The sequence below is a fragment of the Candidatus Borreliella tachyglossi genome (genome assembly GCF_003076595.1).
In the GTDB taxonomy this organism is placed as follows: Bacteria; Spirochaetota; Spirochaetia; order Borreliales; family Borreliaceae; genus Borrelia; species Borrelia tachyglossi.
In genome coordinates this window covers 909,404-928,176 of the sequence record NZ_CP025785.1, presented here as the reverse complement: position 1 = coordinate 928,176, position 18,773 = coordinate 909,404, and the positions used below count along the sequence as shown (strand labels likewise).

At 30.5% G+C, this 18,773-nt stretch carries 8 protein-coding genes; 4 read left to right on the top strand and 4 right to left on the bottom strand.

Annotation, left to right across the window (positions count from 1 at the left end; all coding sequences use genetic code 11):
• Positions 1-41 precede the first annotated feature (41 nt).
• The 3 genes from CR532_RS04415 to uvrB are packed head-to-tail and all read right to left on the bottom strand — an operon-like array spanning position 42 to position 8,301.
• On the bottom strand, positions 42-3,515 hold the full coding sequence (locus tag CR532_RS04415; protein WP_108729580.1) for an LPS-assembly protein LptD: 3,474 nt from the start codon (positions 3,513-3,515) through the stop codon (positions 42-44).
• On the bottom strand, positions 3,470-6,310 hold the full coding sequence (gene uvrA / locus CR532_RS04410; RefSeq protein ID WP_108729648.1) for an excinuclease ABC subunit UvrA: 2,841 nt from the start codon (positions 6,308-6,310) through the stop codon (positions 3,470-3,472). The genes CR532_RS04415 and uvrA overlap by 46 nt, the downstream gene beginning before the upstream one ends.
• 17 nt (positions 6,311-6,327) lie before the next feature.
• Entirely contained in the window at positions 6,328-8,301 is a 1,974-nt protein-coding gene (gene uvrB / locus CR532_RS04405; protein WP_108729579.1) for an excinuclease ABC subunit UvrB, read from the bottom strand.
• A gap of 98 nt (positions 8,302-8,399) precedes the next feature.
• On the opposite strand from uvrB, the gene CR532_RS04400 reads away from it, so the two are divergent.
• From CR532_RS04400 to CR532_RS04385, 4 genes are all read left to right on the top strand, one after another.
• Positions 8,400-10,109, top strand: coding sequence for a phospho-sugar mutase (locus tag CR532_RS04400; protein ID WP_108729578.1), 1,710 nt, complete (start codon positions 8,400-8,402; stop codon positions 10,107-10,109).
• 94 nt (positions 10,110-10,203) lie between these two features.
• Complete coding sequence (locus tag CR532_RS04395) at positions 10,204-12,333, top strand: AAA family ATPase (RefSeq protein ID WP_234416439.1); 2,130 nt, start codon at positions 10,204-10,206, stop codon at positions 12,331-12,333.
• Between the two features lie 11 nt (positions 12,334-12,344).
• The gene (ileS, locus tag CR532_RS04390) at positions 12,345-15,479 is read left to right on the top strand and encodes an isoleucine--tRNA ligase (RefSeq protein ID WP_108729577.1); all 3,135 of its coding nucleotides are present in this window, start codon (positions 12,345-12,347) and stop codon (positions 15,477-15,479) included.
• Positions 15,467-16,288 carry a hypothetical protein gene (locus CR532_RS04385; protein WP_108729576.1) on the top strand — a complete coding sequence of 274 codons (822 nt, stop codon included), beginning with the start codon at positions 15,467-15,469 and terminating at the stop codon, positions 16,286-16,288. Before ileS ends, CR532_RS04385 begins: the two co-directional genes overlap by 13 nt.
• 9 nt (positions 16,289-16,297) lie before the next feature.
• On the opposite strand, the gene CR532_RS04380 is transcribed toward CR532_RS04385, so the two are convergent.
• Positions 16,298-18,748 (bottom strand): glycogen/starch/alpha-glucan phosphorylase, encoded by a 2,451-nt coding sequence (locus CR532_RS04380; protein WP_108729575.1) that lies wholly within the window; start codon positions 18,746-18,748, stop codon positions 16,298-16,300.
• Between the last annotated feature and the right edge of the window lie 25 nt (positions 18,749-18,773).

Sequence of the window (18,773 nt, the reverse complement as noted above, 5' to 3'; positions counted from 1 at the left end):
CTTAAATAGGTATTGTTATTACTATAATCAAAAATTTCTAATTACTTCTTAGATTTACGGTTAATTAAAAGCTCATAATTAGTACTTGAATTATTTTCAAACGATGCCTTAATGGGTTCGAAGAAATTCCAAGAAATATAAATTGAAAAACTATTTCTCCAAATAGAAGAATACTTACCACTAGCATCCTTTAAAATATCTGGATTCAAATTATATTCTCCAACAAACTTCCAATCGTAAAAATTAAATTTAAAGCCCGTACTAATTTTCTTAATTTTAAATAATGACTCCTGTCTATCCCGTAAATTAAAGAAATTAAATGACCCAAGCAAATCTCTGAAAATGTTAACGGTATCAAGACCAATCTGATTCATGTATCCTCCAAAATATTGAAAAGTCTTTGTATTAACAGAACGAGTAGACATATACAATTCAAAAAATTCAATATATTTAAAATTAATAATAAATTCAGCCCAAAGTTCATTATCGATAAATTTTTGCAAATTAATTTTCCAGCCAGAATCTATTCCCAGTCCAATTGAAAATTGATCATCGAGAAATTTAAAAGTATACAAATCTCTTTTATACTGAGCATTTAGAGAATACGGAACAAGTTTAGTCGTAGATCCTACCTTTAAAAAATCACCCAATAGCTTATCATACTTATACTCAAAATCATCCCTCATCGCAAATGTAAACTCAAAATCATACGCATTAAACTTAAACGAAAGCTCAGATACTCTATTAATTAAAGGATCATAGGCAACTAAAAAGGCAAGCTTTAAGTAATCTAAATATTTTGGCTCTATCTTATAATACAAAGCCGGACTCATCTCCAGATTCTTATAAGGAGAAGTTGGCTTTAAAGGTTCTAAAGTAGCAATCAAGCTTTTAAGTTTAGACTTATCGTTCTCCTTAAATTTTTTATCATATTTAACTCCAATACCTACTTCTTGAAATAAATAAGGAAAATCTAGCGAAAATTTAAGCTCAGAAGAAGCATATATATTTTCAAAAGTATTCTTAAATATACCTGAAAGACTAGTAGTAAAAATTCTGTAGTCATAAATCAAGTTGGCATTAAACTCTTGATAAAAGGTTTCATCACTCTTTAAAAAAACACTAGTACTCTTGCCATCCAATATCTTAGAATCTTTATCATACTTTTTATCAAACGAATAAAGAGTAATTTTATTTTCAAACTTAATATTGCTCCTAGAAAAAGCAGGATACATAAGGAAAGGCAATAAATCTAAATTCATTTTATTAACAATTGAATGCTCTCCTTTCTTATCCTTATCTACTAAAGTATAATCCTTGTCTAAAGGGTTATACTCAACAGTATTTAGATACAAAACATCTTCAAAAGTAATAATTCGATTATAAAAATCAGCATGAAGCTTTAAATCTACTTTATTTTTAACATCAAATAAATAATTTTTCACATCATATTTAAACTCCTGAGGAGATTTAAATTTAGAGTCATCAAAAAATATATTATTTTTTACATAAGGATTAATTCCAAATCTTATGTAAAAAGAATCTGGCTGATTAAAATCATTTGATATAATTGGTCTAGGAGACACATATAAATCTTTACTTAAATCATTCTTTTCCTTAAGTTTTTTAGCATCATTTTTGTCTTCACTTTTATCATCTTTATCCTCAGCGTCATCACCTTCACCGATATTTTTGACCTTAGGAGACATAATTATTTCTTTGTTCTTATCATCAACCAATGAAGACCAACTGTTATTATAAATATCTTTCTGAAAATTTACATCAATATAAGGTATATAAACTCTCTCCAAGTAAAACCATTTCCTAGTTGGATCCTTAATGTCTTTTGGCTTTATTGAAGGATCTTTACTAGAGATATTATCAGAATCTGCCAATTTAAAAGTAAATCCAAGATTATTTAATCTATAATCAATGATACTATTATCCCTAAAAGTTCGATTATAAAAAGAAGACAAATTCCAATCGAATGTCTTGACCATATTGTCTGTTTCTGATGATTCTTTTTGGGAACTAAATAGAGAAAACAATGATGCATTCTCTATTCTATCTTTAAAATCAATCATCACATAAGGATCCGAATAATGCTCAAAAATAATTGCAAAGAGTGCATCACTTATTAAAAATTCTGTCTTAGTCTTAAGCAAATATCTAAAAGGAACCTCAAACCCAAATATGTCACCCTTATTTAGATTATCAAAACTAAAAAGAGAATAATCAATACTGTTCTCCTCAAAAGGGCGATAAGTTCCAGAGCCACCATGCTTATATAGAGTCCTTGTAAAACCCATACCAAAACTACCTTCAAAAGTCTTAAAAACATCTAAAGTCTTACTTAAAGAAAAATCTAGTCCCGAATAAAACCCTAAATTAGAATAAATATCAAAAATAAATTTAACATAGTCTTTAGTAATCTTAGCTACAACCTCATTAGCAAAAAAATAAGTTAAATAGCCATTTCTAATATAAGGCTTTTTGCCTGAATCATATACTGAATTAAAATCAAAATCTAGAAAAAAAGCATCTTCATCACTAACAGATTTTTTCCCAAATAAATACACAGTATTGAAAAGAGTAAGACCTTTTCTTGAGGAATATCCCAAAGACGGATTAAAAAATAAACTATCACCTGGCTTAAAAAAGAATGGGATATACAATATAGGAACTTTTCCTATATAAAATAAAGCATTTAGAACCCCAAAGTCTCCAGATGGCAAAATCCATATCTTAGAAGCCCTAATAGAATAATAAGGATCTGGGATTTTACTACTTGTAATAAAAGCATCTTCTAATATGTTCGCATCATTATCTAATCTTTTTAAAACTTTTCCACCAAAAGACACAATATGATTAATTAAATTTTTATGCATCTTCTTCTGGATAATTCCATCTTTTAGAAGAAAATTCTGAGAATCAAAATCAATAAACAATTCATTGCCATAAGAATATATCTTCTCATCAGCACTTATATCAAGTGTATAGTCAACATTTCCACTAGAAAAAAGCTTTTTAGTATTTCTATTGAAAATGATTTTATCCCCCTTAATATTATGCTTTTTATTATCTTTAATATCCTCAATAACAAGATTAACTTTTCCTTTAAGTACAATGCTCTCATCCTTAGTAAGCTCATAAGTAAAATTTTCAAGATTATCTGTACTCTCAATTATTATTTTATATCTGCCAACATCTTTAAGACCATCCTTTGAGAAAAGATCAGGAGATATCCCAAATTTATTCAAGAGTAATTCTCGTATCTTAGAAATATCCTCCTCATCAATACCTTCCTTTAGGGCCCACTTTTTCAAATCTTCATCACTAGAAAGTTCAAGCTCCTTTAAATGAGCTTTTTGAATTAAAGTTAAATTTTCCTTCTCATCAAGATCCTTCTTATCATTAACAACTTGAGCAAACAGAATAAAAGAATTAGATACAATTAATAAAAATAATATTACAAAAGATTTTTTAAAAACATTCCTGTATAGGAAGTCTTGCATTTCGCAACCTCTTCAGGAGTCCCTGACACAACAATATCCCCTCCAGACACACCACCCTCAGGACCTAAATCTATTATATAATCTGCTTGTTTTATCACATCTAAATTATGTTCTATAAGAACTACAGTATTTCCATTTTTAACAAGGAGTTGCAATACTTCCAACAATTTCCTTATATCATCAAAATGCAAACCCGTTGTTGGCTCATCAATAATATAAAAAGTTTTCCCCGTACTCCTCTTACCAAGTTCAAAAGCCAATTTGATACGCTGAGCCTCACCTCCTGAAAGAGTTGTTGATGCTTGACCTAGTTTAATATATTCAAGACCAACCTCTTTTAAAACATTTAAATAATGATTAACCTTTGGAATATTTGCAAAAAGTTCCTTAGCCTCAAGAACACTCATTTCTAAAACATCATAAATATTTTTTCCCTTATATCTAATCTCCAGAGTTTCTTCATTAAATTTTTTACCCCTACACAAATCGCAAGGAACAAAAACATCCGGCAAAAAGTGCATCTGAATATTTAAATACCCCTCGCCTTGACATTTTTCACACCGCCCACCCTTAACATTAAAAGAAAATCTCCCAGCCTTAAATCCTCTTGCCTTAGACTCTGGAAGCTTTGCAAAAAGTTCTCTAATTTCTGTAAAAAATCCAACATAAGTTGCAGGATTTGACCTTGAAGTCTTACCTATTGGCTTTTGATTTATCTGAATAATTTTATCAATTTGTGCATACCCAATAATATCTTTAAATCCATCAAAATAATTCATGTTTGCTTTTAACCTATTATCAAGAGCAGGATATAATACCTCATTTAAAAGAGTACTCTTTCCGCTGCCAGATACTCCCGTTATTACGGTAAAAACTCCCAAAGGAATACGCACATTAATACCTTTTAAGTTGTTCTTATTGGCACCCAAAAGAACAATTTCCATTTTTTCTGGCCTACGTCTCTCTTTTGGAACATCTATCTTAAGTAGACCGCTTAAATACTTGCCAGTCAAACTATTCTTATTATTCAAAATATCAGATAAAGTTCCCTTAGCAACTACCTCACCACCATGAATCCCAGCTCCAATACCAATATCAATAATATAATCCGCCGTACGCAGAGTCTGTTCATCATGTTCTACAACAATTACTGTATTGCCAAGGTTTTTTAGGTTAATAAGAGTGCTTATTAATTTTTCATTATCTCTTTGATGTAATCCAATGCTAGGCTCATCAAGCACATAAAGAACTCCCGCAAGAGCTGAACCTATTTGAGTAGCAAGCCTAATACGTTGAGCCTCACCCCCTGAAAGGGTTCCAGATATCCTATCTAAATACAAATAAGAAAGTCCAACATCAATTAAAAACTTAAGTCTATTCTTAATTTCTTTCAGAATCTCTTTAGAAATTTTGAAATCAACTTCATCAAGATCAATTTCCTCAAAAAATGCATAAGAATCTACAACAGAAAGATGGCTAAGCTCTTGAATATCTTTTCCACATAGTTTCACAGATAAAGCTCCAAGACTTAAACGTTTACCTTTACAAGAATTGCAAATTTTTCTTGACATTAATCCCTCATAAAACAATCTAGCACTCTCAGACTCAGTAGTAAGATAACGCCTCTTTAAAATAGGAAGCAGACCCTCGAATTCCTTAGAATAATGGAAACCCCCATCTACTGCCTTACTCTCCACCTCTCTAGACTGATAGACAAAGTCTATCTTTTCATTAGCCCCATATAAAATCTTTCTAAGAATATCTTCTGGAATATCTCTTATAGGATCATCTAAGCTAAAATTATAATGCTTAGCAAGTCCCTTAAAAATCGCTAAAGCCCAAGAAGAACTAGTTTTAAATGTAATAAATGCATCGTCATTAAAAGAAAGTTCCAGATTAGGACAAATCTTTTCAAAGTCAAACTCAAGTGTAATTCCAAGACCAGAACACTCAATACAAGCCCCAAATGGACTATTGAACGAAAAAAGCCTAGGCTCTATTGCGGGAAGAGAAAACCCACACAGAGGGCAACTATTATGCTCTGTAAAGATTTTATCCACCTTTTCTAAATTATTTTCAATTTCTACCCGTAAATACCCATTAGAAACAGATAAAACAGTTTCAATAGACTCTGAAAGTCTAATTCTTGCATCACTACGCAATTTTATTCTGTCTACTATTATCTCAATATTGTGCTTCTTATTTTTATCTAAGCTCAAATTAACAGCATCCTCCACCAAATAATCCTGAGAATCTATCCTTACCCTATTAAACCCTTGATTTAATATCTTCTCAAGCTCCTTTTTATGAGTACCCTTCGCACCCATAACAACGGGAGCAAATAATACTACCTTAGAACCCTCAGCATAGCTTAAGACAGTATTAATTATTTTATCTAAAGATTGCTCTTCTATTAGACTCCCATCATTTGGACAATATGGCTTACCAATTTTTGCAAATAATAACCTATAATAATCATAAATCTCAGTAATTGTTCCCACAGTTGACCTTGGATTATTACTTATTGTTCTCTGTTCAATTGAAATAGCAGGAGAAAGTCCACCTATATATTCAACATTTGGTTTTTTCATTACTCCTAAAAATTGCCTTGCATAAGAGGATACGGATTCCATATATCTTCTTTGCCCTTCTGCAAAAATCGTATCAAAAGCCAAAGAAGATTTCCCAGACCCACTCTTGCCAGATATTACTACTAAGCTATTCCTTGGAATATCAACATTAATATTTTTTAAATTATGCTCCCTTGCACCTCTGACAATAATTTGCTCCTTCAAAAATCTAAACTCCTTGCCTACAAATTGCGCCCTTTAACAAGTTCTTTTATTTTATCTCTTAAAAAAATAGCATCCTCAAATCTTTCATCACTAACTGCCTCTTCAAGCTTAAACTTAAGTCTATTGATAAGATTTTTCTTGGGCAATTTTTCATCCGAAATAATTCTTTCAACATCATAATTAACAGTTTTATTTCTCAATTCTTTTTCTAAAATATTTTGTACTTTTTTAATAATAGTTCTTGGAGTAATATTATTTTTTTCATTGTAGTCAATTTGAATATTTCGTCTTCTATTAGTTTCGTCAATGGCATCATGCATTGAAAAACTTATTAGATTATAATACATTATAACACAACCATTTGAGTTTCTCGCCGCTCGGCCAATCATTTGCACTAGCGAAGTAGTAGATCTTAAAAATCCTATCTTATCAGCATCTAGTATAGCAACAAGAGAAACTTCAGGAATATCTAAGCCCTCCCTTAGCAAATTAATCCCCACAATAACATCAATCTCCGATTTTCTAAGAGACGTAATAACATCTACCCTCTCAATAGTATTAAGTTCTGCGTGCAAATATCTAGCCTTCACATCAAGACCTAACAAGTATTCTGTTAAATCCTCAGCCATTTTTTTAGTCAAAACTGTAATTAAAACTTTTTCATTCAAGGCTACTCTTTTTTGAATTTCATTATAAAGATCTTCCATTTGCCCATCAGAATCTCTAAGGATGATTTCTGGGTCAACAAGACCTGTTGGACGAATTATCTGTTCAACAATAACACTACTCTTTTTACGCTCTTCAAGCCCAGGAGTCGCTGAAATAAAGACAGTCTGATTAATAAGAGATTCAAACTCATGGTACTTAAGAGGTCTATTTTCAAGTGCCGATGGAAGCCTAAATCCAAAATTTACAAGATTTAATTTTCTTGAATAATCCCCACTATACATTCCTCTAAGTTGTGGTAAAGTAACATGAGATTCGTCAATAAAAAGCAAATAATCCTTAGGAAAAAAATCAAAAAGACAATTGGGTCTCTCTATTTCATTTTCACTAAAATATTTAGTGTAATTCTCTATACCTTGACACGTTCCAGTCTCTCTTAACATCTCAATATCATATTCTACCTTTTGCTTAAGTCTTTCAGCCTCAACAAACTTACCATTCTCTTTAAAATAATGATACTGATTCTTTAAATCAACATATATCTTAGGAAGAGCCTCTAATATATTTTCATAGGGAATTACAAAATAAGACTTAGCGAAAAGAGTAAAATCATCGGTAGTGCTCAAGATCTTTTTTGTGAGCGGACTAATTCTATTTATCTTAACAATTTCATCAAAATCCAAATAAATTCTATAAGCAAATTCTCCATGCTCATTGCTAGGCCATACCTCAATAATATCACCTCTAATGGTAAATTTATTATGTTCAAGATTCATAAGTGTTCTTTCATATTGAAGCTTTACAAAAATATCTGCTATCTCTTTAATAGAAATCTTTTGCCCTACAAAAAAAGCATGAGCTGAGCTCTTGAAAAATTCTGGAGAGCCTAGTGCATAAATTGAAGATACTGTAGCAACAACTATAACATCTCGTCTTCTAGAAAGAGATGTTACCGCTTTTATTCTCTTTATCTCAATCTCTTCATTAATAGTGGCTTCCTTTTCTATATACAAATCTCTTGAGGGAAGATAAGACTCAGGCTGATAATAATCATAATAAGAAACAAAATATTCAACTGCATTATCTGGAAAAAAATCCTTAAATTCCCTATAAAGCTGTGCCGCCAAAGTTTTATTATGACTAATCACAAGCGAAGGTCGATTTAAATCTCGAATAACATTAGCTACTGTAAAAGTTTTGCCACTGCCTGTCACACCCTTTAAAGTCTGATACTTATTATCAAGTAAAATAGATTCCTTAACCTCCCTTATTGCTTTTGGTTGATCACCAGCAGGAGAATAGTCAGACTTTAAGCAAAATTTCATGCAGACCTCAGATAAAATTGTAACTAAAAATATAATCACTATTTTATAATTAAATTATAAAACTATATAATTAAATTATAAAATAAAGGGAACTTAGCATGAAGAACAAAGAACTTAAAACAAAAATAGAAGAATATATTGGGCTTGAGAAAAACAAACATTTCAAAGATGAAGCTATAAGATTGCTTAATGAAAACAATGAAAGCGAAATCTTAAACAGATTTTATAAAGACCTAGAATTTGGCACGGCAGGAATGAGGGGCATTATTGGAGCCGGAACATGCTATATTAATACCCATAATGTTGCAAAAGCAAGTCAAGGAATTGCCAATTACATTCTTCAAATAACAAAAAATCCCAAAGTTGCAATAAGCTATGATTCAAGATACTTTTCAAAAGAATTTGCATACGATGCTGCTGAAATTTTTGCATCAAATGGCCTTAAAGTTTATATATACAAGCAAATCAGGTCAACACCTCAATTATCCTATACAGTTAAAAAGTTAGACTGCGACATTGGAATAATGATAACAGCAAGTCATAATTCCAAAGAATACAATGGATACAAAGTATATTGGAAAGGAGGTGCTCAAGTACTACCCCCTCATGACATATTAATAATATCTGAAATTCAAAAGATATCCAATATTAAAAATATCATTACAAAAGAAGAAGCCATAAATGGACATTCAATCATAGAACTTAACGATGAATTTGATATGGATTATATAGAAAAAATAAATGAAGAATTTCCTAATTTTAACGAAAAAAGTAAAAAAATAAACTTAAGAGTAGCATATACTCCTTTGCATGGAGTAGGAGGAACAGTAATAAAAGAATTATTTAAAGGTAGCAAAATAAATCTCTTAACTGAACCAAGTCAAATAAATCCTGACCCAGAATTTCCTACAGTAACTTATCCCAACCCAGAAGATCCTGCTGCTATGTCTAGAGTCCTTGAATTTGCACAAAGAAAGAATTGCGATATCGCATTTGCAACCGACCCAGACGCTGATAGGATGGGTATGACTTTCAATGAAGGTAGAGAATGGAAATTTTTAAACGGCAACCAAATTGCATGCGTTTTAATGAATTATTTATTATCTAGAGAAGATAATCCTCAAAACACATTTTCAATAGCCTCTTTTGTTACAACTCCAATGTTAGATAAAATAGCTGCAAAGTATAACTCAACATTGCTTAGAACATATACAGGCTTTAAGTGGATAGGTCACTTAATCGATGAGATGAAAATTAAAGAGCCAAACAAAAAATTTATTCTTGGTTGCGAAGAAAGCCATGGATACTTAATTGGAGACGGAGCTAGAGATAAGGATGCATATTCAGCCATGAAAGGAATCTGCGACTTAATGCTTACTCTTAAAGAGAATAACATAACAATAGGGAAGTATCTTCAAGAAATGTATCAAGAATTTGGCTATTATGAAGAATTTACAATTAATAAAAGTTTTCAAGGAGCTAATGGAGAACTCTTAAGGGAAGCATTAATGTCAAAATTTAGACATGAAAAACAAAAAGAATTTGCAGGGATTAAAGTAGTCAAAAAGTTAGACTATCAAACATTAACAAAAACTGATATTAACGGAAATGTAGAGAAAATTAAGGAGTACAAGTATACTACAAATACAATAAAATTTTTATTAGAAAACGAAATAAACATTACTATTAGACCATCTGGAACAGAGCCAAAAATTAAATTTTATGTATCTATATACTCAATATACGAACAAAAAAACAATATTTTTGATATAATCAATAATATAAAGATGGAGATTGACAAACATTAACATAACAGAAAGCTTAGCAAATCTAGTCGAAGTAGCAGCGAGAGAAGTAGCTAGAAAAAATAAAAATAGAGAAGTTTCAATTTGGCATTTATTAATGTCTATACTAATTCGCCCTAAGAAGTGTGAGATAAAAAACATAGATACTAGAACTTTAAAAAATATTAAACAAGATACATTATATGAAATAGAAAAATTAGAAAAAGTTTTAATGGGTGTTAATGAAATTATAATTCCAAAAATACATAGAGAGATTTTCATTCTTATTGAAAAAGCTAAGAAAGAATTTAAGTCTAGAACTTCAATAGGAATAAAAGAAATTTTTTATCAAATATTAAAGACAAAAAAACTTCTAAAAAAATATAAACTCACTAAGTTAAGTTTTGGCTTTAGTGAAGAGAATCTCATAACAAAAATAGATAAAATAAGGCTCATTGAAACATATAAAGAGTTTGAAGATGATATAAGGCTTGATAATGATTACTTTGAAATTGGAAAATATGTTAAGAACTTAACAACACTTGCAAAGGAAAAAAAACTTGAACCTTTAATCGGGCGTGAGAGAGAAATTCAAGCACTAATCAACACACTTGAAAGACGAAATAAAAATAGCACAATACTCATAGGTGAGCCTGGAATTGGCAAGACAGCAATAGTTGAAGGGCTCGCTATTAAAATTGCAAATAAAGAAATTAAGAATAAATTACAAAACAAAGTTATACTAAAAATTGATACTTCTGACTTAGTATCGGGAACCAAATATAGAGGCGAATTTGAAGAGAGATTAAATAACATAATTAAATCCATTAAAAACAATAAAGACATAATAATATTCATTGATGAAATACATACCCTAATGGGAGCTGGAAATTCTGAGGGAGCTCTTGATGCATCAAATATTTTAAAACCTGTTTTGTCTCGCTCTGAAATACAAATCATAGGTGCAACAACTTATGATGAGTATAGAAAATACCTTGCTAAAGACAAAGCATTTATCCGAAGATTTCAAACTATATCAATAAAAGAACCTAATGAAAAAGAAACATTAAATATCATCAATAATATAATAAAAAATTTTGAAAATTATCATGGTGTAATTTACGAAAAGGATGCCATAGATCTCGTTATTTCTTTATCGTCAAAATACCTAATCAACAAAAGATTCCCTGACAAAGCAATTGATTTGATTGATATTGCTGGAGCTAAGAAAAAACAAGAGAAAACAGATAACAGGATAGTCAATGTTGAGGACATTAAAATCGTAACAGATGAAATGTTAAATATTAAGACAAAATCTAACATTAAAGAAGAAATTGATATAATCAAAACAGAAGAAATACACATAAGAGAAAAAATAATTGGGCAAGAATGTGCTATAAACGAAATCATTAGAGAAATGGTTAAAACAAAACTTGAAATCAATGATAATGTCAAACCTACAACATCAATACTACTTATAGGTTCTATCGGAAGTGGAAAAACAATGCTAGCAAATGAAATATCAAGTATCATTATCGAAGATCAAAACTCAATATTAAAATTAGATATGTCAGACTATAGGGAAGAAAACTCCATCTCAAAGTTAATAGGGACAAATCCAGGATACGTAGGCTACGCTGATGGTGGAATTTTAACTAATAGGTTAAAACATATCCCTAGATCCTTCATTATACTTGAAAATATCGAAAATGCTCATAATTCTGTACTAGGTATAATAGAACAAATACTTGAAAACGGTGAACTTATTGACAGTAAGGAAGACAGAATATCTTTTAAAAATTCCATTATCGTTCTAAGCACATCTATTGGTTCTAAAGCGCTTCTTGGTCAGGGCAGTATTGGATTTAATAAAGCAGATAATAATATAAATATTAAAAGTGAGATAGACAATGAGCTTAAAAAACGATTCAAATCTGCCCTATTGGACAAAATTCAAAAAAAAATAATCCTTAATGTTTTAAAAGAGGAAGATGCCAACATAATTTGTGATAATTATTGCAAAGAGATTATTGCAAAATTTAGCTTAAAAAATATTAAAATAGAAATTGACAAGCATCTTAATAATCATATAATAAAAAAATATTATGACAAAAAAGTTGGTGCAAGGAGCGTTTTAAATGCAGCAAAAGAACAAATAGAAGAAAAAATTATTAATAGAATATTTGAAAACCCTAATATTAATCTAATAAAAATATCTTTAGACCAAGACAATATAAAAATAGAATAAAAGGATATTTTATGTTTAAGAAAGTAGAAAGCAAAGTGGATTTTCCTAAGATAGAAGAGAAAATATTAAAATTTTGGAATGATAATAAAATTTTTGAAAAATCTGTGGAACAAAGAAAGAATTGTGAACCATTTACTTTCTATGATGGTCCACCTTTTGCAACAGGACTTCCACATTTTGGCCATTTTGTTCCAAATACAATTAAAGATATAATTCCAAGATACAAAACAATGAAAGGGAAATATGTTAAGAGAAATTTTGGATGGGATACTCATGGTCTACCTGTAGAATATGAAGCAGAAAAAACTTTAAGAATTTCTGGAAGGTATGAAATAGAAAAATATGGAATCGAAAAATTTAACGAAGAGTGTAGAAACATAGTTCTTAGATACACGCAAGAGTGGCAAAAAACAATTTCAAGACTAGGTCGATGGGTTGATTTTGATAAAAACTACAAAACAATGGATACAACCTTTATGGAATCTGTATGGTGGGTATTCCAAACACTCTATAATAAAGGCTTGATTTATGAAAGCTACTATGTATTGCCCTATTCTCCAAAACTCGCAACTCCTCTCTCAAACTTTGAAGTTAATCTCGGCGAATACAAAGAAGTTAATGATCCATCAATAACTATCAAGTTTAAAATAAAAGATAAGAATGAATACTTACTTGCATGGACAACAACTCCTTGGACATTACCCACAAACCTTGGAATTGCTGTTGGTAGCAACATAGAGTATTCTAAAATATTTGATAAAGAAAAAAATGAAACATTGCTCATTGGAACAAAAAGGTTAAATCACTACTACAAAGATGATCAAGCATATACAATACTAGAACAATTTAAAGGTGATTATATTAAAGGCCTAGAATACGATCCTGTTTTTGATTATTTTTTGAATCAAAGACTAAAAGGCGCTTTTAGGGTACACACAGCAGAATATGTTACAACTGATAATGGAACGGGAATAGTTCACCTTGCACCCTTTGGAGAAGAAGACTACCACATACTTAAAGGGAATACAAAGGTTGACATAATAACACCTATCGATGCCGAATGCAGATTCACACACGAAGTAAAAGATTTTGAAGGCTTATTTGTTAAAGACGCAGACAAACAAATAATAGAAAAACTAAAATCAATGAATGTTCTATTTAAAAGAGAAAACTTCTTACACAGATATCCATTTTGCTACAGAACAAATTCACCTTTAATTTACAGACCTATAAGCTCATGGTTTGTAAACATTGAAGCAATAAAAGAGAAACTCATAAAATCAAATGAACAAATTAACTGGATACCATCTCATTTAAAAAAGGGAAGATTTGGTAAATGGTTAGAAAATGCAAGAGATTGGGCAATAAGTAGAAACAGATTTTGGGGAAATCCAATACCAGTTTGGATTTGTTCAAAGACAGGCAATAAAATATGTATAGGCTCAAAGAAAGAACTTGAAAGTCGTTCAGGACAAAAGATAGATGATTTACATAAAGACAAAGTTGATAAAATAACTTGGCCTAGTGAATATGGTGGCGTATATATTCGAACAAGTGAGGTTTTAGACTGCTGGTTTGAATCGGGTGCGATGCCTTATGCAAGTAATCATTATCCATTTAAAGATAAAGATACTTTCACTAATATTTTCCCTGCTGATTTTATTGCAGAAGGTCTAGATCAAACAAGAGGTTGGTTTTACACACTTACAATCTTAGGAACTGCACTTTTTGAAAACACCGCGTTTAATAATGTAATAGTCAATGGGCTTGTATTATCTAGCGATGGAAGAAAAATGTCAAAATCACTTAAAAACTATACAGATCCAATGAAAGTAATAAATACATTTGGTGCTGACGCCTTAAGACTTTATCTAGTAATGAGCCCTGTAGTAAGGGCTGATGACTTAAAGTATAGCGACGATGGTGTTAAAGATGTTTTAAAGAACATCATAATCCCTATCTGGAATGCTTACTCATTTTTCATAACTTATGCAATAATCGATAAATTCGAACCTAATGGTAATATAAATCTACTTAAAACTAATATCCTTGATAAATGGATAATCAGCGAAATTGAAAGCCTAAAAAAAATATTAAATGAAGAAATAGACAAATATAATTTAACAAAATCAATAGAAAAACTTCTTGAATTCATTGATAAACTAAATAATTGGTATATAAGAAGGTCAAGAAGAAGATTCTGGAAATCTGAGAATGATAATGACAAACGTGACGCCTATGAAACTCTATATTATGCGCTTAAAAACTTAACGTTGATGCTTGCACCATTTACTCCTTTCTTAACAGAAGAAATTTATCAAAATCTAAAGGCAGAAGATGAGCAAGAATCCATTCACCTAAACGAATATCCACAAGAGATTGAAGAACTTATTAAAATAAATCTTGAAGAGAAAATGAACTTTACAAGGAAAGTAATATCAATTGCAAGAGCACTTAGAGCCTCACATGACATTAAAATACGAAAACCTATCAACACAATTTATATTGTTACTAAAAACCAAAAAGAACAACAAATATTAAACGAAATGCAAGACATAATACTTGAGGAAATCAATGCCAAGATAATAAAAATTAAATCTAATGAAGAGGAACTTGTAACCTACAAAGCAAAAGCCAATTTTAGAGAACTTGGAAGTAGGCTTGGTGTAAACATGAAAGCAGTATCATCAGAGATTACCAAACTAAAAAACACAGATATATTAAACATAATAAACGGAAATACACACACAATTACACTACAAGAAAGTACTTACGATATCACACTAAAAGACATAATATTGGAGAGAGAAGAAAGAGAAAATTTAAAAGTAATAAATGAAGATTCTGTTACAATTGGTTTAGATTCATTAATAACAGAAGAGTTATATTTGGAAGGATTATCAAGAGAACTTATAAGAAAAGTTCAAAACCTAAGAAAGGAAAGCAAATTTAATGTGAGCGACCGAATAATATTATATATAGATAACAATGAAACATTAAAAAAAATAATAAGTCTCTTTGAAAGCTACATTAAAACTGAAACCTTAACACTCAAAATAGAAAGAAATAAAGAGAAGGCAATGACAAAGGTAGAGCTTGAAGATGAGATACTCATAATGATAGGCATTGCAAAATGTTCAAGTTAATTATTAATTGCTTAACAACTACTCTTTTTGTAGGATGTGCATCCTTAACTTACCATTCACCTACGAAAAAGATATCTTCAATTATGTTGCTAGATCCCTTATCTGACATATATGCTTACATAAACCTATCTAAAAACAGATTCATCTATGATGACCTAAACGTAAAATACAAAATCGGGCTTAATACTGTTGGCAATCTATACTTAAGCTATACAAAAAATCCAGAAAGTTTTGCATCAATAATAACAGGAAATTTTCCCAAGAATATTTATTGGGGAATGCAAAACAACTCAAATTTTGAGTCTAAAGGTAATATCTTTACAAGTCCAAAGTGGAAGATAAAAAACTCTAATCTATACATCACTCCTACTAAAGATAAAAGTGGAATCCTAATAAATCAAAAAGAAATAATACAGAAAAACGATAATATATTAACAACAAAATACATTGATATACTTGACCAAAATGAAATGTTTTTTTGGACAAGAGATATCACAATATTAATGCCAAATAACGTAAACAGAACAAATTTGATTCCATTTAATGGCGTAATCTTACTCGTAAATAGTGCAAGTGACATTGATTATAGCTTAAAGGCTTACTTGAAAACCAGTAACCCAGCAGTACTATCTATTTTATCGAAAAAATTAATTCCAACTCTCCTAGCAAATATAACAAAATTAATAGTTTCAAGCTCCATAAAGTCTAAGATACAAGACCAAGATACTGTAGAGCTTGAGTTTACAATTGAAAAAATCAGTGCTAAGCACTTTATATCAAGTTTAATATTAAGCAACAATTACGAATAAGAAGATTACTTAATGCAGTCTTCTTACCTTCCATATATCTTTAACATATTCCTCAATAGTCCTATCTGATGAGAATACAGAACTCTTAGCAATATTCACCAAACATGAAGAAATCCAAGAATCTGAATCTTGATACCTAGACTCAACTAACTTATGAGCATTTATATAACTTCTAAAATCCTTTAATACAAAGTATTGATCTGGAGATCCGCCATAAGACTCATAAAGTAAACTATCATGAATTTCTTTATAGACCTCATAATGACCCTTAAAGAGACTCCCATCAACCAAGCTATTAATAATTTCAGAAAATTCAGGATCATCCTCTAAAATACGGCTCGGAACATATGAATGATTCTCGTTATGTTTAATAACCTCATTCTTTCTTAAACCAAAAATAAACATGTGCTCATCGCCTACCTGATCATAAATTTCAACATTAGCACCATCCATAGTTCCTAAAGTCAAAGCGCCATTCATCATAAATTTCATGTTACTTGTCCCTGAAGCCTCCTTACCTGCCAAAGAAATCTGCTCAGAAATATCAGATGCCGGAATAATTTTTTCAGCCCAAGAGACATTATAATTTGGAATAAAGACAACCTTTATCTTGCCATTAACATTAATGTCATTATTTACCTTATGGGCTATATCATTAATAAATTTAATGATATTCTTAGCCATTCTATAGCCTGGTGCAGCCTTCGCTCCAAAAATAAAAGTTCGAGGATAAACATAAAAATCTTTATCCTTCCTTAATTTACTGTAGAGATACAATATGTGCAAAGCATTCAAAACCTGTCTCTTGTACTCATGCAGTCTTTTTATCTGAACATCAAAAATTGAACTAGAGTCTATTTTAATCCCAAGTTCACGGTAAATAAGGTTAGAAAAATCTACCTTATTCTCATGTTTTACTTTTCTTAATGAAGATATTACATCCTTATCATCCTTAAAGGCTAAAAGCCTTTCAATATCTTCAAAATTCTTTACCCAAGAATCACCTATTTTAGAACTTATTAAATCTGACAGTCTAGGATTTGCCATCAATAGCCATCTTCTTTGCGTTACCCCATTAGTCTTGTTATTAAATTTATCAGGATAAAGAGAATACCAAGTTTTAAGTGCATTTTCCATCAATATTTCTGTGTGTAATTTTGCAACCCCATTAATAGAAAAACATGAATGTATAGCAAGCCATGCCATATTAATTACGCCATCATTTATTATTAAATAGTCATCATAAATAAAATTTGAACCAGACTTATTTTTAGCTTCTATTTCTTCAAAAAATCTTTTATTTATTTCTTGAATTATCTGATAAATACGAGGTAAAAGTTCTGAAAACATGCGCAAAGGCCACTTCTCAAGTGCTTCTGCTAAAACTGTATGATTAGTATACGCAAAACATTTTTTTGTAACCTCCCATGCTAATTTCCAGTCAAACTTCTCCTTGTCAATCAATACTCTCATTAATTCGGGAATTGCAACAACAGGATGAGTATCATTAAGCTGAAAGACTACATATTCTGGAAGTCTCTTAAGATCACTACTATAATGCTTCTTAAAATCATGTATTACATCTTGAATTGAAGCACTACAAAAGAAGTATTGCTGACGCAGCCGCAAAAACTTACCAGCAAGATCTTCGTCGTTTGGATAAAGTACCTTAGTAATATTTGATACTTCTATTTCCTTTTTAGAAGCATCTAAATATTGCATATTATTAAATAAGCTTAAATCAAATCCATCTTTTGCATAAGCTTCCCACAACCTAAGAGTATTTATTGTCCTTGAATCGTACCCAACTATAGGTGCATCATAAGCTATTGCATTAACAACATACGGATTCTTATGTGTAAAAATTTCATTTCCAGCAGCATCACGCTCAATCTCAATATGACCTCCAAAACTAATATCATAAACCCTGCTTACATTTTTAATAAACCAAGGATGTTCGTACTCATTCCACTTGTCGGGTTCTTCAATCTGGAACCCATCAATAAAACTCTGCTTAAAAATTCCATACCTATACTTTATTCCGTATCCCAAAGCAGGATAATCAAGTGTTGAGAGAGAATCTAGAAAACATGCAGCAAGTCTTCCAAGACCACCATTTCCCAAACCCGCATCAATTTCTACATTTTCAAGTGCATTAAAATCAATACCAAGCTCATCCGCTAATGACCGCACAGTATCAAAAGATCTCATATTAATCAAAGTATTACTTAAAAATCTACCTATTAAAAACTCAGCAGAAAGGTAACACACTTTTTTTACTCGTTTTTTATCAATATCTATTTTAGTATCAGCCCATTGTTCTAAAAAGTAATCAACCACTGTTCGTGCAAAACAATTATAAAGTTCAATATCGGACAAATCTTTAACGCTTTGAACCTGATAATAATGTTTCAAATTTTTATTAAAACTTATTTTAAAATCTTCTTTACTAATATTCATGATTTACTCAACCTCCACCTTAACA